This window comes from Burkholderia aenigmatica, from assembly GCF_048627025.1.
Lineage (GTDB): Bacteria > Pseudomonadota > Gammaproteobacteria > Burkholderiales > Burkholderiaceae > Burkholderia > Burkholderia aenigmatica.
The window spans coordinates 2,238,191-2,259,615 of the sequence record NZ_CP184469.1 but is presented as its reverse complement, the minus strand read 5'-3'; the positions used below and the strand labels follow the sequence as shown (position 1 = coordinate 2,259,615).

Here is a 21,425-nt window from a genome sequence, read left to right as displayed (position 1 = left end):
ACGCCATGCGGCGCGGGGCGCGCGGCGTGACGGCCCGCGATCGCGCACCCGTCCGGCGTCGCGCCGCGTTGGCCGAGCGGCGTCTCAATTTGAGAATCCGGATGCAACGTGAGACGCGACATGCGGCACGCGCGCGGCCGGCCGTCATGGCCACACCGCGGCAAAGGCGCGCGAATGCCGGTTTGGCGCGCCGGTTTGAATCGGGATTTTCCCGAGCGTTCGGCGGTAAAAGCGCGTGTTTTCCTTGTGGCAAACCCGACGTCGGCAATTGGCACGGCCTGTGCTTGAAGAGCATGAGACAAGCGCCGCAGCGCTGCAGGCCGGACGATTCGAGACCCCACGTAAAGGAGCAGAGCCTTGTTCAAGACTTTCATTCGACGCAGCCGGCCGCCCCGCGCGGCCGCCGCCGTCGCCGCCGCCGGTGCGCTCGCGCTGGCCTCGGGCGCCGCCCAGGCCCAGGCCCAGGCGCCGCGCGACGCTCACGCGATCCTGAGCCAGACATGCGCGGCGTGTCACGCGGCCGAGTCGAAGGATTCGTGGAGCCGCATCAGCCATCAGCGCAAGACGCCGGAAGGCTGGCTGATGACGATCGCGCGGATGCAGACGATGCACGGCCTCACGATCAGCGACGACGAACGACGCATCCTCGTGAAGTACCTGTCGGATACGCAGGGCCTCGCGCCGTCGGAGTCGAAGGATTTCCGCTACGCGCCCGAGCGCCGCCTGAACACGCAGGAGACCGTCGGCAACGAGGAGTTCAAGCAGATGTGCGCGCGTTGCCACTCGGCCGCGCGCCCGCTGCTGCAGCGCCGCCCGGTCGCCGAATGGGACAAGCTCGTGAACTTCCACCTCGGGCAGTGGCCGTCGATCGAGTATTCGGCGATGGGCCGCGACCGCGACTGGTTCAAGATCGCGCTGACCGACATGGCGCCGCTGCTCGCGAAGGACTACCCGTACAACAGCAGCGCATGGACCGCGTGGAAGCAGCACCATCCGCCCGCGACCGCGCTGGCCGGCACGTGGAGCTTCGGCGGCCACATGCCGGGCAAGGGCGATGCGTACGGCACGATGACCGTGAAGGGCGGCGCGGGCGACCGCTTCGACGTCGAGCTGAAGGGCCGCTTCGCCGACGGCAGCCCGCTCGTCGGCACCGGCACCGCGACGCTTTATACCGGCTACGAATGGCGGGCGAGCGTGAAGGTCGGCGACACGACGATGCGCCAGGTGCTGATGGCGAGCGACGGCACGCTGCGCGGCCGGATGTTCGACGATGCGCACGACGAACGCGGCCTCGACTTCAACGCGGCGAAGCTCGGCAACGCGCAGATCGTGGCGGTGCAGCCGGCTTACGTGAAGGCGGGCGAGGAGACCGATGTGACGATCGTCGGCGCGAACCTGCAGGGCACGCCTGCGTTCGGCACGGGCGTGACGGTTGCATCGGTGCTCGAGCGCACGCCGGAATACCTGCGGGTGCGCGTGAAGGCCGCCGACGGCAGCGCGGCCGGCGCGCGCCGGGTGAGCGTCGGCGCCGCGCATGCGGACGGCTTCGCGGTCTATCGCGAGATCCACGACGTGAAGGTCGAACCCGACTACGCGGTCGCGCGCATCGGCGGCAACGGCGGCTCGACGCCGAAGGTCGAAGGGCGTTTCGACGCGGTGGCATGGGGTGTCGACGGCGCGGGCAAGCCGTTCCGCATCGGCGTGGTGCCCGCGCAATGGTCGGTCGCCCCGTTCGACGATCAGTCGAAGGGCGATCGCGACACGCAGTTCGCCGGCACGATGCAGGCGTCGACCGGCATCTTCACGCCGGGCAACGCGGGCCCGAACCCCGCGCGCCGAATGGGCACCAACAACACGGGCAACCTGAACGTCGTCGCGACGGTGACGGACGGGGCACGCACGGTGACGGGCACCGGGCGCATGATCGTCGGCGTGCAGCGCTGGAACAACCCGCCGCTGCCCTGACCGGTCCGCCTGTCCGCACGCCGGGCCGCGACGCGGCCCGGTCCGAATCCGACGAACGCAAGGAGAATCCGATGAGCGCCATGCTGAACGTGGTCGAACGCAACGTGCACGAAGTGCGCGTCGACGACGAGCGCCTGATGTTTCATGTGCCGAGCAGCTCGCTGTTCGCGGCCGATCGCGTGACGGCCGACATCATCGACGCGCTGCGTGCGAGCAGCTGCACGGCCGATGAGCTGTTCGCGCGGCTGGCCGGCCGCTCGCCGCACGGCGAACTCGCCGAGACGCTCGGCGAGCTGATGGCCCTCGAGGTCGTCAGCGACGGCTCGCCGCTTACGCCCGAGATCGCGGTGAAGCGCGTCGAGCGCACCGCGATCGACACGGTCGTGCTGAACGTGAACACCGGCTGCAACCTGAGCTGCACGTATTGCTACAAGGAAGACCTCGACACGCCGTCCGCCGGCCGGCGGATGGACATCGACACCGCGAAGGCGTCGGTCGAGATGCTGCTGAAGGAATCGCCCGACCTGCCGCGCTACACGGTCGTGTTCTTCGGCGGCGAGCCGCTCAGCAACCGCAAGCTGATCGAGTGCATGGTCGAGTATTGCGAGCTGCGCTTCGGCGCGCTCGGCAAGCAGGTCGAGTTCGTGATGACGACCAACGCGACGCTGCTGACCGAGGAGGTCGTCGACTGGCTCGACGCGCATCGCTTCGGGCTGTCGGTCAGCATCGACGGGCCGCGCTCGATCCACGACCTGAACCGCCGCACGGTCGGCGGCGCGGGCACCTACGACGTCGTGCGCCGCAAGGCCGAGATGCTGCTCAAGCGCTACCGCAGCCGCCCGGTCGGCGCGCGCGTGACGCTGACGAGCGGCGTGACCGACATCGAAGGCATCTGGGATCACCTGTTCAACGAACTCGGTTTCGCGGAAGTCGGCTTCGCGCCGGTCACGTCGGGACAGCTCGATACGTTCAACCTGCAGACCGATGAACTCGCGCAGGTGTTCGCGAACATGAAGGCGCTCGGCCGGCGCTACCTGGCCGCCGCGCTCGAGAACCGCAACATCGGCTTCTCGAACCTGCACCAGCTGATCACCGATCTGCACGAAGGGCACAAGAAGTCGCTGCCATGCGGCGCGGGGCTCAAGATGCTGGCGGTCGATCACAAGGGCGACCTGAACCTGTGCCACCGCTTCACCGGCTCGGCGCTGCCGACTTTCGGCAACGTGCATGAGGGCGTCGCGCAGGCGGAGCTCAACGACTTCCTGTCGCAACGCCTCGAGCGCAGCGGCACCGGCTGCGAAACCTGCCGGATCCGCAACCTGTGCTCGGGCGGCTGCTATCACGAGAGCTATGCGCGTTACGGCGACCCCGCGCATCCGACCTACCACTACTGCGAGCTGATGCGCGACTGGATCGATTTCGGCATCGAGGTCTACAGCCGGATCATCGCCGGCAACCCGGCGTTCATCGACAACCACATCACTCCGCGCAAGGCGAACTGACATGAAACATCTGAAGCCGCTCAACAACAAGGCGAAAAAGCTCGAGGAGGCCGTGCAGCAGGACCGCCTCGAGGAAGTCGTCGCGATGACGTCCGTCGCGGGCTGCACGTCGACGACCGACCCTGGCTGGGAAACGGACGTGTTCGGCGGGGTCGCGTCGCTGTGCCAGCCGATGGAGGCCGACCTGTACGGTTGCTCCGACCCGTGCTGGTGGCCCGCGCAGGTGCCCGACATGATGAGCACCTATCCCGACTGGAACAAGCACGCGACCGATTCGGGCGCGGACTGGCGCCAGCTCGGCAGCGTGTTCCCCAAAGACAAGTGATCCACCTGGCACCGATCAAGGATTCTCCATGCGATTCACGACACCCCTGAGCCGCGCGCTCCTCGCCGCCGCGCTCGCCTCGGCCGCGTCGCTGTCGGCCGCGGCCGACCGCCCGCTGCAGGCCGGCCACGAGTACCTCGCCGTTACGAACTATCCGAACAACCTGACGGTGATCGACACGGGCACCGACAGCATCGTCAAGACCTGCTCGCTGCCCGACGCGTTCGGCCCCGGCACGATCCAGATCAGCCCGGACCGCACGCGCGCCTACGTGCTGAACAACCATTACGGCGACCTGTACGGTGTCGATCTCGATTCGTGCAAGACCGTGTTCCATGCGGAGCTCGCGGAAGCCGGCAACGAGCGGGCGCGCGCGATGTTCTCGATCGGGCTGAGCCCCGACGGCAAGGAGATCTACAGCGTCGTCAACCCGACGAAGCTGAACCGCGACAGCTACGAAGTGCAGTCGCCGCGCCTGCAGGTGTACCGCACCGATGGCGGGCTCGACGCGAAGCCGGTGCGCACCTTCCCCGCACCGCGCCAGACGACGATGCTGCAGGCCGCCGACGACGGCTCGCTGTTCGTCGTCGGCGCGGACATCTACCGGATGAACGCGCAGACCGGCAAGTACGACGTCGCGGTGCCGCTGCGCAACTGGAAGCGGCCGCTGCACGGCCAGCCGGACGTGCTGTACGTGTGGCCGCAGCAGCGTCCGCAGCATACGTTGAACCTGCTTTATACGGCCGATCGCTTCAAGGACGAGAAGAAAGACCCGGCCTCCGCGCAGACGATGTATGGCTACGTCGACATCGACCTGAAGACGGGCAACGCGACGGTCAAGGATTTCACGCCGGTGACCGAGGTGTATTTCACGGGCGGGCTGTCGCCGAAGGATCCGAACGCGATGTACGGCGTGCTGAACCGGCTCGCGAAGTACGACGTGAAGAACGAGAAGCTGGTCGAGGCCGCGCCGCTCGATCATTCGTACTACTGCCTGTCGTTCAATCGCGAAGGCAGCAAGCTCTACCTCGCGGGCACCTTCAACACCGTCGCGGTGTATGACGCCGATACGCTGAAGAAGCTGAAGGACATTCGCGTGCCGGGCGGCGACATGGCGATCACGACCGCGCAGATGTTTACACGATGATGCACGCGCCGGCCCGCGGGCCGGCGCGGCCGATCAGGAGACACCATGACCACCGCCATCGCCACCGGCGCGCCGCTCGACGGCCTGTCGATCGTGCGGGGCCGCACCGACGTGCCGCTGTCGGATGCGACCGTCGCCACGCTGCTGCACGACACCGCGTCGCGCTTTCCGGCGCGGCCGGCCGTCGTGTTCCGCGAGCAGGGCATTCGCTGGGACTGGCGCACGTTCGCGCACGAGATCGACGTACTCGCGGCCGGCCTCGTCGCACTCGGGATCGAGCCGGGCGACCGCGTCGGCATCTGGTCGCCGAACCGCGTCGAATGGCTGCTCACCCAGTTTGCGACCGCGCGCATCGGCGCGATCCTCGTCAACATCAACCCGGCGTACCGGCTCGCGGAACTCGACTACGCGCTGAACAAGGCCGGTTGCCGCGCGCTGATCGCGGCCGAGCAGTTCAAGTCGTCGAAGTACCTGGAGATGCTGCAGGCGCTCGCGCCGGAACTCGCGCATTGCGCGCCGGGCGAGCTGCATGCCGCGCGGCTGCCGGCGCTGCGCATCGTGATCCGGATGGGCGACGGCCGCACGCCGGGCATGCTGTGCTACCCGGACGTCGTCGCGCGCGGCCGCGACACGCTCGATGTCGCGCGGCTCGATGCGATCGGTGCGACGCTCGCAGCCGCCGATCCGATCAACATCCAGTTCACGAGCGGCACGACCGGCAGCCCGAAGGGCGCGACGCTCACGCACCGCAACGTCGTCAACAACGCGCGCTTCATCGCGATGGCGATGCGGTTCAGCGAGCAGGACACGCTGTGCATCCCGGTGCCGCTGTATCACTGCTTCGGGATGGTGCTGGCCGTGCTCGCATGCGTGTCGACGGGCGCGGCGATGGTGTTCCCCGGCGAGGCGTTCGACCCGGCCGCGACGCTTGCGGCGGTGGCCGATGAACGCTGCACCGCGCTGCACGGCGTGCCGACGATGTTCATCGCGGAGCTCGATCATCCGGAATTCGCTCGATTCGACCTGTCGACGCTGCGCACCGGGATCATGGCCGGCTCGCCGTGCCCGATCGAGACGATGAAGCGCGTCGTGTCGCAGATGCACCTGTCGGAGATCACGATTGCGTACGGGATGACGGAGACGAGCCCCGTGTCGTTCCAGAGCTCGACCGACGATCCGCTCGAGAAGCGCACGACAACGGTCGGCCGCGTGCAGCCGCATCTGGAAGTGAAGATCGTCGATCCGGACGGGCGTATCGTGCCGGTCGGCGCGACAGGGGAGCTGTGCACGAAGGGCTATTCGGTGATGCTCGGCTACTGGGAAGACGAAGCGAAAACGCAGGAAACGATCGTCGACGGCTGGATGCACACCGGCGACCTCGCGACGCTCGACGCGGATGGCTACTGCAACATCGTGGGCCGGCTGAAGGACATGGTGATCCGCGGCGGCGAGAACATCTATCCGCGCGAGATCGAGGAATTCCTGTTCCGCCATCCGAAGATCCAGAGCGTGCAGGTGTTCGGCGTGCCCGACGCGAAGTACGGCGAAGAGCTGTGCGCGTGGATCGTGTTGCGCGCGGACGAGCAGATGTCGGAGGACGACGTGCGCGGGTTCTGTCACGGACAGATCGCGCACTACAAGATTCCGCGCTACATCCGCTTCGTCGACGAACTGCCGATGACGGTGACAGGCAAGGTGCAGAAGTTCGTGATGCGCCAGCAGATGATCGACGCATGGGGGCTGAAAGCCGCCGATACCGCGTAGTACCGGACGGGCGGCCGCCGTGCCGCCCGCTACGCTGCGACAACCACCCGCCGGGCGGCTTTCCCTGCCGCCCCGTCCGCCCGGGGTAAAATGCGCGCCACGCCGCGATGTCGCGCGCGACGGACATCCGCCGTTCCGACGAACGGCGCACGCAAATGCCCGGCGCCCGCACCGGGGCGTTCGAAGCGTCCCCCCGCATGACAAGACCGCGCGAGGCAGCCGGCCGCCCGACAGGCACGCGATCCACGGATCGGCGGCTGCGGCGGCGCCCGGCGCGTCGCCGGCCTCCGATGCCCATCCTGCGCTTTCCCGATCGAACGGCACGCATGCGGCCGGATCGTCCGATTCGTCAGATGAATGTCGTGCCGATTTGCCGACGGTGTCCGGCGGTTCGCCGGGATCGTCGCGGGTTCATGCGCGGGCACGCTTCGCAACGGCGTAGTGGTTTAGACAGGGTCGAGTGGCGAGTTTTCCATCCAGAACAATGACGGTGAATAGAACAACAGCGTCGCCCGCACGGCGGCGGCGCGCGAAGGTCGGGCTTGGCGTCGGTCTCGGCATCACGCTTTTCGCGGCACAGGCCGCCGCGGCGCAGGGCGACACGCCGGCGCCGGACGCCGAGGCAGCCGGTAGCGCGACGCTGCCGACGATCACGGTGAGCGGCGAGCGCGGCAACGCGCTGCGCGCCCGCAACGCCTCGGTGGCGGGGCTCGACGACACGCCGCTGCGCGACACGCCGGCGTCGGTGAGCGTCGTCACGCGCGCGCAGCTCGACGACCAGCAGGCGAAGCGGCTGAGCGACGTCGTGCGCAACGACGCGTCGGTCGTCAACGACTATGCACCGGTCGGCTATTTCGAAGGCTTTGCGATCCGCGGTTTTCCGGTCGATCTCGCGAGTGCGATCCGGATCGACGGGCTGACGGTGTCCGGCGAGCAGAACGTGCCGCTCGAGAACAAGGAGCGCGTCGAGATCCTGAAAGGGCTCGCCGGTATCGACAGTGGCGTCGTCGCGCCGGGCGGCGTGATCAACTTCGTGACGAAGCGTTCGGCGAACGTCGCGAGCGTGACCGGTGGCGTCGACAGCCGCGGCTCGACGTCGGCGGCCGTCGATCTCGGCCGCCGCTTCGGCCCCGACAACCAGTTCGGCTTCCGGATCAATGCCGCGAAGGAGAACATGCACTCCTACATCGACGGCACCAACGGGCGGCGCACGTTCGGCTCGATCGCCGCCGACTGGGACATCAGCCCGCGCGCGAGCCTGCAGCTGAACGCTGAATTCCAGCAGTGGATCCAGCGTTCCGCACCCGGCTACCAGCTGCTCGGCGGCACCGTCGTGCCGTCGATCAAGACGACGTCGAAGGCGCTCGGCACGCGGCCGTGGGCGAAACCGGTGACGACCGACGCGCTGAACCTGAACGCGCGCTTCGACTACCAGTTCAACGACGACTGGAAGGCCTATATCGCCGCCGGCCGCAGCCGCACGATGATCGACGACAACAGCGCGTTCGCGTACGGCTGCTCGTATGCGGCGAGCTGCGCGGCCGGCGCGACGTCGCCGTTCTTCTTCGGCGCTAACGGCGACTACGACGTCTACGACTTCCGCAGCCCCGGCGAATACCGGCGCAACGACGACCTGCGTGCGGTCACGACGGGCAAGTTCGCAACGGGCCCGCTGCGGCACGAGCTGACGCTCGGCGTGAGCGTGCAGCGCCGCGTCGTGAGCATGGCCGACGCGGTGTACGACTACGTGGGCAGCGAGAACATCTACGGGCCCGACACGACGTTCTCGCCGTCGCCGAATTCGCCCGGCCCGTCGTATCCGCGCCTCGACGCGTGGCAGTACGGCGTGTTCGGGCTCGACCGCATCAGCATCGGCGAACACTGGCAGGTGCTCGCGGGCGGCAAGGAAGTGCTGCTGCGCCAGCGCAGCTGGAGCAGCCTCGACGGCGACGCGACGCATACCGACCGCTCGGTGTTCTTGCCGCAGGTCGCGCTCGTCTACAAGCCGGTGAACGTGCTGTCGCTGTACGCGTCGTACAGCAAGGCGCTGTCGCTCGGCGACCAGGCGCCGGTGCGCGCGACCAATGCGTATGCGTTCCTGCCGCCCGTCGAATCGCACCAGATCGAGGTCGGCGCGAAATACGACTGGCTCGACCGGTTGAGCCTCACGGCTGCCGTGTTCTCGATCAGCAAGCCGTTCCAGTTCGCCGACCCGGACCCGTCGGGTACGAGCTACACGTTCGTGCAGCGCGGCACGCAGCGGCACCAGGGGATCGAGCTCGGCGCGGCCGGGCGCGTGACCGAGCGGCTCGGGCTGACGGCCAGTGTCGCGGCGATTCGTGCACGTGCGTACGATTCGGGTTCGCCGGCGTACGAAGGGCACCAGATCATCAACGTGCCGGCGCTGCGCGCGTCGCTGTATGCGGACTACGCGGTGCCGGGCGTCGCGGGGCTGAACGTGCTGGGCGGCGTCGAGTACAGCGCGGCCCGCAATGCGAACGAGGAGGGCACCGCGCGCGTGCCGTCGTGGTTCGTGTTCAATCTCGGCGCGCGCTATACGACGAAGATCGGCGGCCATCGCACGGTGTTGCGCGTGTCGGTGGACAATCTGTTCAACAAGTTCTACTGGCGTGACGCGGGCGAGCAGCAGGGCGATGCGTACCTGTTCCCGGGTGCGCCGCGCACCGCGCGCGTGTCGTTGACCTATGATTTCTGACCGTCCGGAACCGGCTGCGTGACGCGCGGCCCCGGCAGCTAACCTGGAGAGCACAGACGATGTCCCCACTCGAAATCGCCGGCGTGATCGTCAGCGCGCTCGCGATCTGGCTGACCGCGAAGCGGCGCATGCTGTGCTGGCCGGTCGGGCTCGTGTCGGTCGCGCTGTACGGCTGGATCTTCTTCGACGCGAAGCTGTATTCGGACATGCTGCTGCAGGGCGCGTTCGCGGTGCTGCAGGTGTACGGCTGGCAACGCTGGCTCGCGCAGCGCGCGAGCGAGGCCGATGGCGGCGCGGCGCCGGCAGGCGACGTCGCGCCCGTCACGGGCGTGCGGCCGCTGCAGATGCTGCCCGACCTGATCGCGGCCGTCGTCGGCAGCGCGCTGCTGGGCGGCATGATGGCGCGCTGGACCGACGCGGCGCTGCCGTTCGTCGATGCGTCGCTGACCGCGTTCAGCCTCGTCGCGCAATACTGGACCGCGCGACGCTACATCGCGTCGTGGGGGCTGTGGATCGTCGTGAACGTCGTGTACGTCGGGATGTTCGTGTTCAAGGAACTGTATCTGACGGCCGGACTCTATGCGCTGTTCATCGGGCTGGCCGTCGTCGGCTGGCGCGACTGGAGCCGGACGGCCGCGGCGCTGCGCGCGGCGGCCGGCGGCGCGCTGGCAACGGGCGGCGGCGCGCGCTGAGCCACGCGCCGATCTGAATCAACCACGGAGCAACGTCGTTCATGTCATTCCCACTCGAGCCGGACGGATCCCTGTCGCGTGACGTCGCGCCGCCGCAATTCGGTGTCGACGGCGAACAGGCCGAACGCGACTGGCCGCTGATGACGCACGACGAAGTGGCGGCGGTGCTCGCACGCATCGACGGCGCCGGCGAGCCGGCGCGGTTGACGTGGCACAGCCCGCGGCAGTTCGCGGCGGCCGTCCTGGTGCAGATGACGGACGGGCGCGGGCTGTTCGTCAAGCGCCATCACGTGAGCCTGCGCGATGTCGCAGGGCTCGAGGAAGAGCATCGCTTCATCGCGCATCTGCGCGAACGCGGGATGCCCGTGGTGGACATTCTCGCGGATCGCGACGGTGCGACCGCGTTCGCGTCAGGCGACTGGACCTACGAGGTGCACGTGCGGGCGCCCGGCGTCGACCCGTATCGCGGCGTGATGTCGTGGCAGCCGTTCACGCATCCGTCGCACGCGTACGCGGCCGGACGCGCGCTGGCCGAACTGCATTGCGCGTCGGCCGGCTACGATGCGCCGGCGCGGCCGGTGCGCACGCTGCTGTCGAGCTTTCGCGTGCTGTCGTCCCCCGATCTGGCGGGTGCGCTCGAACGCTGGGTCGACGCGCAGCCGCTGCTCGTGCGCGCGCTCGGCGCGCGCGACTGGCGCGGTGACGTGGCCGACGCGATCGGCCCGTATCACGCACGCCTCGTGCCGCTGCTGCCCGCGTTGCCGCCGCTGTGGACGCACGGTGACTGGCATGCGTCGAACCTGTTGTGGACCGAGGCGGGGCCCGGCGCGCAGGTGCGGACCGTGCTCGATTTCGGGCTGTCGGATCGCACCTGCGCGGTGATGGATCTCGCGCTCGCGATCGAGCGCAATACGGTCGACTGGATGGCGCCGGCTGATGCGCGCCGCGTCGAGTACGCGCAGATCGGCGCGCTGCTCGACGGGTATGAATCGCTTGAGCCGCTGGGCGACGAAGCCTATGCGGCGCTGGTCGCGCTGCTGCCGATCGTGCATACGGAGTTCGCGCTGTCGGAAGTCGCTTATTTCGGTTGCATCATCGATGCGCCAGCCATCGTCGACATCGCGTACGACGGCTATCTGATCGGGCACGCGCGCTGGTTCGGCGAACGCGACGGGCGGCAACTGCTTGAATGGCTCGTGCAGCGTCGGCGGGTGAGGCAAGGGGCGGTTTGATTCATGAGAACACCCTGATAGCTGCTATTTCGCTCGAATCATTATCGATTCGAACATCGAAATCTCGCCCGGATAGATTCGATGGGCCGTCGCACAGCTGCGCTGGACGTGTGGGGTTCAACGCAAGCGCGGTGGCGTTCATGTCAATGGCCCGTACAGCAGTTGTCGAGGCAGCCGGGGCTCACTTGAACGGTGACCTCACGGGTGTCCGACGTTGACTCGGTTGTGCTATTGGCTGGATAAATTTGCGTTTTTATCAGAAGTGGCGCGTTTATCAGGCCATCATCTATGACCACCTTCGCCGTCGCGGAAGCACGTTTCGTTGCAAGTTGATCGGGGCCAGTTTCATTTCTTGATGCGCTGCCAATGATGTCGATCCAGTTTTGAATTGGATACTTGGCGTTCATTGCTGAGACCCATCGTCCAATTCGCATCCGTTCGGATTTGGAGACTTCGTGACTGTCAGGTGAGAAGGCCACGAAAAATTGCTGTGACGGCAGATTTTGTGACCCCTGGCACTCTGCTGCAGCATTTGTGGAAAAAAAGAACGATGTTGTGATGGGTGCGATTAGTGCCGAGATAAAAATTTTCATGCTGATGCCGGCTCCTTACTCTGCAAATAAATCTTCGCCGTAGATCACGAATCCGGTGAGTGTGTCCGCATTTCTCAACGCCAGGCCGGGATTAGCTCTTGCCCATGCAGCTGCTGTGGGGTCGAGCCCGTAACGAGGGTCACGGCTGCCGAAGGTGTCAATGAAATGTGTTACTTCGTGAATGAGCGTAGATAGGCGGGAATCTCCGTACATATTCTGGTCGCGCAAGCCGGTGCAAAATTTCGCGGCGATACTTATAAGCCTGCGCTCCGTGTTAGGCCCGCAAACATGAGCGGCCTCGTTGTCAATGTCACCCATATTCGGGACGCAACCTAACATTCTATCGAGATTCGGATCAGATCGAACGAAGTTGTGTGGCGTTAGTGTTTTAAGAACGGAGAGTTGTCGTGAGAAGCCGTTGATAAGATATTGTCTTGTATTCTCATCACATCGATTGAGCCAATAGATCATTCTTTCTTTGGTTCTTTCGTCATGTCGCTTCAGGTCGGCGATCCTTCGATCCACTAGAATTGTGGACCATTTAATCAGTCGGTCGACCATAGTTCTAAATTCTCTATTGGTCATGTTGGGGCAAATGGGTGTCGTGTTGATGTAAACATGAACCACTGACCCTGGATTTGTGTTGGTGACGGCCCCAGAGTGAACGACAAACCATTCGTTGTCTTCATCGGCATCAAAATCGTAATCGTTTCGATCGGGGAAATTGTTCATCTATTTAGAGATCTGCTGTCTAGGTTTTCAAGGATTTCGCCCGCCCGAGGGGGCATGGGGTGGCATGGTTGCGTTCGTGTTCCCGGAACCTTGAACAGTCATATTTTCGAGTGACTCTGTCTATAGAACTCGTTCGAAATTTTAGAATTCAAAATATTTTTATGATTTTGACGCGACCGAATTGAATGATCGGGAGCGATGCGACGAGTCCGATGAACTTTGACGGCATCGTCGGATCGGCGCGCGGCGCTTGGACGTCGCGTACAGTTGGCCACCAGGGCAGATGTGCACGCTGGCTCGGCGAGTACGGCGCACCCAAGATGACGGAAATATCATCTTCGCCTCATGTTCGCACTGCGGCCGAACCGTAGCATCGGTCGCGAACCGTTACCGCAGAACCGAACATGCTCAAGCTCAACCTCGCCGTGGCCGTCGTCTTCGCGATGGCCGCGACGGCTCATGCGCAGCCGTCGCTGTCGCCGGGGCCGGCGCCGGCTGCCTCCGGCAGCGCCGCGCCGATCGGCGCACCGCCACCCGACACCCTTCCTTCCCCCTCGTTGACGCTTGCCGATGCGCTGTCGATCGCGGCCCGGAACAATCCGGCGCTGCGCGGCGCGCGTGCGGACGTCGATGCATCGGCCGGCGCGCTGCTGCAGGCCGGCGCGCGCCCCAATCCCGAAGTGTCGTTCCTGCAGGAAGGCTTCCGTCGCGCCGAACGCACGTCGACCGCGCTGATCAACCAGACGATCGAGCTTGGCGGCAAGCGCAGCGCGCGGCTCGACGTCGCGTCGTACGGCCGGGAATCGGCCAATGCGTCGCTCGACGAGCAGGGCGCCGTCGTGCGCGCCGACGTGACCGCCGCGTTCTACGGGCTGCTCGCCGCGCAGCGCCAGCTTCGGGTGACCGAGGAATCGGCCGCGATCGCCGCGCGTTCCGCGGATCTCGCGAACCGCCGTGCGCAGGCCGGCAAGGTGTCGCCGGTCGAGGCGACCAAGGCGCACGTGGCGGCGGCCGGCGTGCAGATCGAAGTCGTGACCGCGCGCGGCCGTGTCGAGGTCGCGAGCGAGAAGCTGAACGCGGTGATGGGCGAAGCGCGCGACAGCCGGCTTGCGGTGCAGGGCGACCTCGAAGCCGTGCCGCCGGTCGAGCCGCTGTCCGCGCTGACCGTGCTGCTCGACGATGCGCCGCTCGCGCGGATCGCACGCGCCGAAATGCTGCGCTCGAACGCGGCCGTGTCGCTCGAACGCGCGCGGCGCATGCCGGACGTGACGATCAGTGCAGGCGTGAAGCGCGTGACCACGGGCGGCGTGCCGGACAACCAGGCCGTGGTCGGCGTGTCGATCCCGATCCCGCTCTTCAACACGAACAAGGGCGCATTGCTCGAAGCGACACACAAGGCCGAGCGCGCAAATGCCGATCTCGATCGCGAACGCACGCGCCTGCGGCTGGACCTCACGCAGGCGTACACGAATTTCGAAGCTGCCGCGCAGGAAGCGCAGCGCCTGAAGGCCGACATCCTGCCGGCCGCGCGCCTTGCGCTCGACGCGATGTCGCGCGGCTACGAGCTCGGGAAGTTCAGCTTCCTCGACGTGCTCGACGCGCAGCGCACGCTGTTCCAGGGCCAGTCGCAATACGTGCGCGCGCTCGCCGATGCCCATACGGCCCGCGCCGACATCGGCCGGCTCGTCGGTACGCCGCTCTCACCGCTTGCACCGGTCGCGCAATAGCGCAACGGACGCCTCTTTTACCTGAAGGATCACCATGTCACGCAGCAGAATCCTGATCATCGCGGCGGTCGTGCTCGGCAGTGCCGGAATCGTCATCGGCGCACTCGGCGTCACGCGCAACGGCGGCAACGGCGCGTCCGCGTCGGCGGCTGCCGAAGCCGCTTCGTCCGTCGAAGCCGCCGGGGAGCGCGGCGGTGTCGTGCTCAAGCGCGGCAAGCTGTCCGTCGAAATCGTGATGACGGAGAAGCCCGGCGATGCGCGCCTCATCGTCTATCCGTTCGTCGATGGCAAGCCGGCCGACAAGGGCGTGACCGTGTCCGGCACGCTGGTCCGCTACGACCGCACGCACGAACCCTTGCGTTTCGACGCGGCCGGCCAGAAGTTCGTGTCCGCGCAGTCGATCGGCAAGCCGCACGTGTTCGACGCGACGATCGACGTGAAGGCGGGCAACGAAGCCGCGTCGTTCCCGTTCGCCCGCGCCGACGGCGCGATCGCGCTGACCGATGCGCAGCTGGCGACCTCGAAGATCGCGCTCGCGAAGGCCGGCCCCGCGCAGATCGCGACGCCGTTCCAGTTGCCGGGCGAGATCAAGTTCAACGAGGATCGCACCGCGCACGTGGTGCCGCGCGTGGCCGGCATCGTCGAGCAGGTGTCGGTGTCGCTCGGACAGAACGTCGCGAAAGGGCAGGTGCTGGCCGTGATCGCGAGCACCGATCTTGCCGACCGGCGCAGCGAGCTGCTGACGGCCGAGCGCCGGCTGTCGGGCGCACGCGCGACCTACGAGCGCGAACGGACGCTGTGGCAGGAGCGCATCTCGGCCGAGCAGGACTACCAGCAGGCGCAGGTGCAATTGCGTGAAGCCGAGATCGCCGTGCAGAACGCGCGGCAGAAGCTCGCGGCGCTGAACGCGCCGGTCGGCGCGGGTGCGCTGAACCGCTACGAACTGCGCGCGCCGTTCGCCGGCACGATCGTCGAGAAGCACGCGACGCCGGGCGAAGCGATCGCCGCCGATGCCAGCATGTTCGTGATCTCCGATCTGTCGACGGTATGGGCCGAGATGGCCGTGCCGGCGCAGCGGTTGAACGACGTGCGGGTCGGCCGCGACGCGACGGTCGTCGCGACCGCGTTCGAATCGCGTTCGAGCGGCCCGATCGCGTACGTGGGTTCGCTGCTCGGCGAACAGACGCGCACCGCGCCGGCGCGCGTCGTGCTGCCGAACCCGGACGGCGTGTGGCGGCCCGGGATGTTCGTGAACGTATCGGTCGACGCGGGCAAGCAGGGCGTGCCGCTTGCGGTCGCGAGCGATGCGCTGCAGGACGTCGACGGCGCACCGTCCGTCTTCGTGCGCTCGTCGAAGGGTTTCGTCGCCCAGGCGGTCGAAACCGGGCGGCGCGACGAACGGGCGACCGAGGTGTTGAAGGGGCTCAAGCCGGGCCAGGAATACGCGGCGTCGAACAGCTTCGTGCTGAAGGCCGAACTCGGCAAGGGGAGTGCGGAACATGAATGAGCGTTACGTGTGTGCCGTTGCACGACTCGCGGCCCGCTATGCGGCCCGCTTTCCGGCCCGCCGCGTGACCGGCCGGGCGGCCCGTCCGTCGACGGTGACCGTGCCCCGTTTCAAGGAATCCCGTCATGTTTGAACGCCTGATCCGCTTTGCGATTGCGCACCGCTGGCTCGTGATGCTGGCGATCGCGGCCGTGGCCGCGCTGGGCGTGTTCAGCTATCAGAAGCTGCCGATCGACGCGGTGCCCGACATCACCAACGTGCAGGTCCAGATCAACACGTCCGCGCCCGGTTATTCGCCGCTCGAAGCCGAGCAGCGCATCACCTATCCGGTCGAAACCGTGATGGCCGGCCTGCCGGGCCTCGAGCAGACGCGTTCGATCTCGCGCTACGGGCTGTCGCAGGTCACCGTGATCTTCAAGGACGGCACCGACATCTATTTCGCGCGGCAGCTCGTCAACGAGCGCATCCAGGAGGCGAAGGACAAGCTGCCGGCCGGCATCGCGCCTGCGATGGGGCCGACGTCGACGGGCCTCGGCGAGATCTACCTGTGGACCGTCGAGGCCGACGCGGCCGCGCGCAAGCCCGACGGCACGCGCTATACCGCGGCCGACCTGCGCGAGCTGCAGGACTGGGTCGTCAGGCCGCAACTCCGCAACGTGCGCGGCGTGACCGAGGTGAACTCGATCGGCGGCTACGTGAAGGAATACCGCGTCGCGCCGAACCCGGCGAAGCTGATGTCGTACGGGCTGACGCTCGCCGACGTCGTGCGCGCGCTCGAACGCAACAACGACAACGTCGGGGCCGGCTACATCGAGAAGCGCGGCGAACAGTATCTCGTGCGCGTGCCGGGTCAGGCGCGCACTGTCGACGACATTGCCAACATCGTACTGACCAACGTTGGCGGCGTGCCGGTGCGGATGAAGGACGTCGGGCTGGTCGACATCGGTCGCGAGCTGCGCACCGGCGCGGCGACGTCGGACGGCGAGGAGGTCGTGCTCGGCACGGTCTTCATGCTGATGGGCGAGAACAGCCGCACGGTCGCGAAGGCCGTCGCCGCGAAGATGGACGACGTGAACCGCACGCTGCCGTCGGGCGTGAAGGCGATTCCCGTGTATGACCGCACGGTGCTCGTCGAGAAGGCCGTCGCGACGGTGAAGAAGAACCTGCTCGAAGGCGCGATCCTCGTGATTGCCGTGCTGTTCCTGTTCCTCGGCAACATGCGCGCGGCGCTGATCACCGCGCTCGTGATCCCGCTGTCGATGCTGATGACCTTTACCGGGATGGTCAACGCGAAAGTGAGCGCGAACTTGATGAGCCTCGGCGCGCTCGACTTCGGGATCATCGTCGACGGCGCGGTGGTGATCGTCGAGAACTGCGTGAGGCGGCTCGCGCATGCGCAGGCGGCCGCCGGCCGGCCGCTCACGCGCGACGAGCGCTTCTCGGAGGTGTTCGGCGCGTCGCAGGAAGCGCGCCGCGCGCTGATCTTCGGGCAACTGATCATCATGGTCGTGTACCTGCCGATCTTTGCGCTGACGGGCGTCGAAGGCAAGATGTTCCACCCGATGGCGATTACCGTCGTGATGGCGCTCGCGGCCGCGATGGTACTGACCGTCACGTTCATTCCGGCGGCTGTCGCGCTGTTCATCGGCGAGCGCGTCGAGGAGAAGGAGAACCGGCTGATGGGCTGGGCGCGGCGCGCGTACGAGCCGGTGCTCGCCGCGTTCATGACGCGCCCGGCGCGCGTGATGATCGGCGCGGGTGCGATCGTGCTGGTCACGCTCGGGCTTGCTACGCGGCTCGGCAGCGAGTTCATCCCGAGCCTCAACGAAGGCGATCTGGCCGTGTCCGCGCTGCGGATTCCCGGCACGAGCCTGTCGCAGTCGGTCGAGATGCAGAAGTCGATCGAGAAGACGCTGAAGGCGCGCTTCCCCGAGATCGAGCGCGTGTTCGCGCGCACCGGCACGGCCGAGATCGCGGCCGACCCGATGCCGCCGAACCTGTCGGACGGCTACATCATGCTGAAGCCCGCCGACCAGTGGCCCGATCCGAAGAAGCCGCGTGACCAGCTCGTGCGCGAGATCGAGGAAGCGCTCGCCGAGCTGCCGGGCAACGCCTACGAGTTCTCGCAGCCGATCCAGCTGCGCTTCAACGAACTGATTTCGGGCGTGCGCAGCGACGTCGCCGTGAAGATCTTCGGTGACGACATGGCCGTGTTGAACCAGACCGGCGAGCAGATCGCGGCCGCGTTGCAGAAGGTACCGGGCGCGTCCGAAGTGAAGGTCGAGCAGACCACCGGCCTGCCCGTGCTGACCGTCAACCTCGACCGCGACAAGCTCGCGCGCTACGGCGTGAGCGTGGCCGACCTGCAGGACTCGGTGGCCGCGGCGGTCGGCGGGCAGAAGGCCGGCACGCTGTTCCAGGGCGATCGCCGCTTCGACATCGTCGTGCGGCTGCCCGACGAGCTGCGCTCGGACATCGAGGCGATCAAGCGGCTGCCGATCGCGCTGCCCGCGCCGGCGGCCGGTGCCAGCGCACCGCTCGCGGCGGCGCCGTATGTGCCGCTCGCGGAGCTCGCGACGATCGACGTCGCGCCGGGCCCGAACCAGATCAGCCGCGAGGACGGCAAGCGGCGGGTGGTCGTCAGCGCGAACGTGCGCGGCCGCGACGTCGGCTCGTTCGTCGCCGATGCGCGCGAGCAGTTGCAGCAGGACGTGCGCGTGCCGGCCGGCTACTGGGTGTCGTGGGGCGGGCAGTTCGAACAGCTGCAAAGCGCGAGCGAGCGCCTGAAGCTGGTCGTGCCGCTCGCGCTGTTCATGGTGTTCGTGCTGCTGTTCGTGATGTTCAACAACGTGAAGGACGGGCTGCTCGTGTTCACCGGCATTCCGTTCGCGCTGAGCGGCGGCGTGGTGTCGCTGTGGCTGCGCGGGATTCCGCTGTCGATCACGGCGGCGGTCGGCTTCATCGCGCTGTCGGGCGTGGCCGTGCTCAACGGGCTCGTGATGATCTCGTTCATCCGCAACCTGCGGGACGAAGGGATGCCGCTCGAGGCCGCCGTGCGCGACGGCGCGCTCACGCGGCTGCGGCCGGTGCTGATGACCGCGCTCGTCGCGTCGCTCGGCTTCCTGCCGATGGCGTTCGCGACCGGCACCGGCGCCGAGGTGCAGCGCCCGCTCGCGACGGTCGTGATCGGCGGTATCCTGTCGTCCACGGCGCTGACGCTGCTGGTGCTGCCCGTGCTGTACCGCGTGAGCCATGCGGTGTCGTGGCGCGCGGCGTTGCGCGGCGGCTTCGGCTCGGGCGTGCTGCGTCGCCTGGGTTTCTTCAAGGGTAATGCGTGATGCGAATTCTGATTGTCGAAGATGAACCGAAGACGGGCGCGTACCTGCGCAAGGGGCTGACCGAGGCCGGCTATGTCGTCGACTGGGTCGAGGACGGCATCACGGGCCAGCACCAGGCCGAAACCGAGGAATACGACCTGCTCGTGCTCGACGTGATGCTGCCCGGGCAGGACGGCTGGACGCTGCTGCAGAACCTGCGGCGCAGCAAGTCGACGCCCGTGCTGTTCCTGACCGCGCGCGACGACGTCGGCGATCGCGTGAAGGGGCTCGAGCTCGGCGCCGACGACTACCTCGCGAAGCCGTTCGACTTCGTCGAGCTGACCGCGCGCATCAAGTCGATCCTGCGGCGCGGCCAGCCGCGCGATTCGAACACGCTGCGCGTGGCCGACCTCGAACTCGACCTGACGCGCCGCAAGGCCACGCGGCAGGGCGACACGATCCTGCTGACCGCGAAGGAATTCGCGCTGCTGTGGCTGCTGATGCGTCGCGAGGGCGAGATCCTGCCGCGCGCGACGATCGCGTCGCAGGTGTGGGACATGAACTTCAACAGCGACACGAACGTCGTCGATTCGGCGATCCGGCGCCTGCGCTCGAAGATCGACGACGCGTACGACCCGAAGCTGATCCACACCGTGCGCGGGATGGGCTACGTGCTCGAGGCGCGCGGCGGCAGCGCGACATGATCGCGCGCCTGCTGCCGCGCACGCTGCGCGGACGCCTGACCGCATTGATCATCCTGTCGACGTCGGTGATCCTCGCGTCGAGCGGTGTCGCGCTGTACGAGGCGCTGAGCAATCGCGTCGAAACGACGGCGGCCGAGCAGATGGCCGGGATTTCCGCCGCGCTGGGTGCGCACCTGGCCGAAGCCCGTTCGACGGCCGACGTCGCGCGCAACACCGATATCTGGATCGACCAGCTGCACGGCCATCCGAACATGGATCTGTCGATCTACGATGCCACGGGGATGCGCCTGGTCGGCACGCCCGGTTTCCGCCCGTATGGGCCGCTGATGTCGCTGGATGCGGGGCGCGTGCCGGTCGGCGTCGCGCCACCCGGCGCGCGGCATCAGTATCTGGTGACGAATGTGCCGCTGGCCGGTGCAGGTGCCGGCGCAGGTGCGCCCGTGGTGCGCGTCGTGGTGCAGTACGACCGCAGCGCCGACGTGCTGCTGCTGCGCACGCACGCTTATACGATCGTCGTGATCGAGGTGTTCGGCGTGGTGCTCGCGGCGGCGATCGCGTACGGCATCGCGGCGCTCGGGCTGAGCCCGCTGCGGCGGTTCGCGGCGCGCGCCGAGCAGATGTCGACGAGCCGGCTTGCCCATCCGCTGCCGGCGCTCGACACGGCCGGCGAGCTGAAGGAGCTCGAGCATGCGTTCAACGGCATGCTCGAGCGGCTGAACGAGTCGTTCACGCGGCTGAGCCAGTTCTCATCGAATCTCGCGCACGACATGCGCACGCCGCTCACGAACCTGCAGGCGGCTGCGCAGGTCGTGCTGTCGCAGCCGCGCAGTGCGGACGAATACCGGAACGTGATCGAGTCGAGCATCGACGAATACCAGCGGCTGTCGCGGATGATCGAGGACATGCTGTTTCTGGCGCGCTCGGAACAGGCCGGCACGTCGATCGACGTGCGGCGGCTGGATGCGGCGGAGGAGGCCGGCCGTGTCGCCGGCTACTACGAGCCACTGGCGGAGGATGCGGGCGTGCAGGTGAAGGTCGACGGCCATGCGTGGGTCGATGCCGATCTGACGCTGTACCAGCGCGCGCTGAGCAACCTGCTGTCCAACGCGCTGAGGTACGCGCCGCGCGGCAGCGTCGTGACGATCGACTGTGTGGAGCAGGGCGGCGCGACGACGATCGCCGTGTCGGATACGGGGCCCGGCATCGCCGCGGAGCATGTCGGGCGGATCTTCGAGCGCTTCTATCGCGTCGATCCGTCGCGGCACAATTCGGCGTCGGGGACCGGGCTCGGCCTTGCGATCGTCCGGTCGATCATGGACAACCACGGCGGCGAATGCGGCGTCGACAGCGACCCGGGCCGGCGCACGACGTTCTGGCTGCGCTTTCCGCGACGGCCGGCCGAGCTGAAACGGCCGGCGGCCATCAGTACCTGACACCGCGGGCGGACCCGCCCGCGCGTTCGCCATGAGGCGGCCGCGCGCGGCGCGCTGCCTGCGGTCGCG

Annotated in this window: 15 protein-coding genes; 13 read left to right on the top strand and 2 right to left on the bottom strand. The window is 67.3% G+C overall.

From position 1 onward, the window contains the following. Window positions 1–357: 357 nt before the first annotated feature. From peaA to ACN8ZM_RS27045, 8 genes are all read left to right on the top strand, one after another. Window positions 358–1,965: a quinohemoprotein amine dehydrogenase subunit alpha gene (gene peaA / locus ACN8ZM_RS27080; protein WP_420211253.1), complete on the top strand. Its 1,608-nt coding sequence runs from the start codon at window positions 358–360 to the stop codon at window positions 1,963–1,965. Between the two features lie 71 nt (window positions 1,966–2,036). Continuing rightward, a complete protein-coding gene (gene peaB / locus ACN8ZM_RS27075) occupies window positions 2,037–3,467 on the top strand; it encodes a quinohemoprotein amine dehydrogenase maturation protein (RefSeq protein WP_089453578.1) in 1,431 nt (476 codons plus the stop codon). A gap of 1 nt (window position 3,468) precedes the next feature. Next, window positions 3,469–3,792, top strand: a complete 324-nt coding sequence (gene qhpC, locus ACN8ZM_RS27070) for a quinohemoprotein amine dehydrogenase subunit gamma (RefSeq protein WP_014900223.1) — start codon at window positions 3,469–3,471, stop codon at window positions 3,790–3,792. 28 nt (window positions 3,793–3,820) lie between these two features. Continuing rightward, window positions 3,821–4,939 carry a quinohemoprotein amine dehydrogenase subunit beta gene (peaD, locus tag ACN8ZM_RS27065; protein ID WP_420211252.1) on the top strand — a complete coding sequence of 373 codons (1,119 nt, stop codon included), beginning with the start codon at window positions 3,821–3,823 and terminating at the stop codon, window positions 4,937–4,939. Window positions 4,940–4,984: 45 nt separating this feature from the next. Next, window positions 4,985–6,703 (top strand): AMP-binding protein, encoded by a 1,719-nt coding sequence (locus tag ACN8ZM_RS27060; RefSeq protein WP_420211251.1) that lies wholly within the window; start codon window positions 4,985–4,987, stop codon window positions 6,701–6,703. Window positions 6,704–7,187: 484 nt separating this feature from the next. Next, window positions 7,188–9,419, top strand: a complete 2,232-nt coding sequence (locus tag ACN8ZM_RS27055) for a TonB-dependent siderophore receptor (protein WP_420211250.1) — start codon at window positions 7,188–7,190, stop codon at window positions 9,417–9,419. Window positions 9,420–9,478: 59 nt separating this feature from the next. After that, on the top strand, window positions 9,479–10,111 hold the full coding sequence (gene pnuC / locus ACN8ZM_RS27050; protein WP_089453540.1) for a nicotinamide riboside transporter PnuC: 633 nt from the start codon (window positions 9,479–9,481) through the stop codon (window positions 10,109–10,111). 41 nt (window positions 10,112–10,152) lie between these two features. Then, entirely contained in the window at window positions 10,153–11,343 is a 1,191-nt protein-coding gene (locus ACN8ZM_RS27045) for a phosphotransferase enzyme family protein (RefSeq protein ID WP_420211249.1), read from the top strand. Between the two features lie 143 nt (window positions 11,344–11,486). On the opposite strand, the gene ACN8ZM_RS27040 is transcribed toward ACN8ZM_RS27045, so the two are convergent. Continuing rightward, window positions 11,487–11,936, bottom strand: a complete 450-nt coding sequence (locus ACN8ZM_RS27040) for a hypothetical protein (protein WP_420211248.1) — start codon at window positions 11,934–11,936, stop codon at window positions 11,487–11,489. Between the two features lie 15 nt (window positions 11,937–11,951). Next, on the bottom strand, window positions 11,952–12,668 hold the full coding sequence (locus ACN8ZM_RS27035; protein ID WP_420211247.1) for a M35 family metallo-endopeptidase: 717 nt from the start codon (window positions 12,666–12,668) through the stop codon (window positions 11,952–11,954). 404 nt (window positions 12,669–13,072) lie between these two features. Here ACN8ZM_RS27035 and ACN8ZM_RS27030 point away from each other — a divergent pair, with 404 nt between their 5' ends. The 5 genes from ACN8ZM_RS27030 to ACN8ZM_RS27010 all read left to right on the top strand — a co-directional run bounded on the left by ACN8ZM_RS27030 (window position 13,073) and on the right by ACN8ZM_RS27010 (window position 21,356). Next, window positions 13,073–14,395 (top strand): TolC family protein, encoded by a 1,323-nt coding sequence (locus tag ACN8ZM_RS27030; protein ID WP_420211246.1) that lies wholly within the window; start codon window positions 13,073–13,075, stop codon window positions 14,393–14,395. Between the two features lie 34 nt (window positions 14,396–14,429). Then, the gene (locus ACN8ZM_RS27025; protein ID WP_043178139.1) at window positions 14,430–15,902 is read left to right on the top strand and encodes an efflux RND transporter periplasmic adaptor subunit; all 1,473 of its coding nucleotides are present in this window, start codon (window positions 14,430–14,432) and stop codon (window positions 15,900–15,902) included. Between the two features lie 125 nt (window positions 15,903–16,027). Next, the gene (locus ACN8ZM_RS27020; protein WP_420211245.1) at window positions 16,028–19,240 is read left to right on the top strand and encodes an efflux RND transporter permease subunit; all 3,213 of its coding nucleotides are present in this window, start codon (window positions 16,028–16,030) and stop codon (window positions 19,238–19,240) included. Next, window positions 19,240–19,923 carry a heavy metal response regulator transcription factor IrlR gene (gene irlR, locus ACN8ZM_RS27015; protein ID WP_089497548.1) on the top strand — a complete coding sequence of 228 codons (684 nt, stop codon included), beginning with the start codon at window positions 19,240–19,242 and terminating at the stop codon, window positions 19,921–19,923. Before ACN8ZM_RS27020 ends, irlR begins: the two co-directional genes overlap by 1 nt. Then, the gene (locus tag ACN8ZM_RS27010; RefSeq protein ID WP_420211244.1) at window positions 19,920–21,356 is read left to right on the top strand and encodes a heavy metal sensor histidine kinase; all 1,437 of its coding nucleotides are present in this window, start codon (window positions 19,920–19,922) and stop codon (window positions 21,354–21,356) included. The genes irlR and ACN8ZM_RS27010 overlap by 4 nt, the downstream gene beginning before the upstream one ends. Window positions 21,357–21,425: the final 69 nt, after the last annotated feature.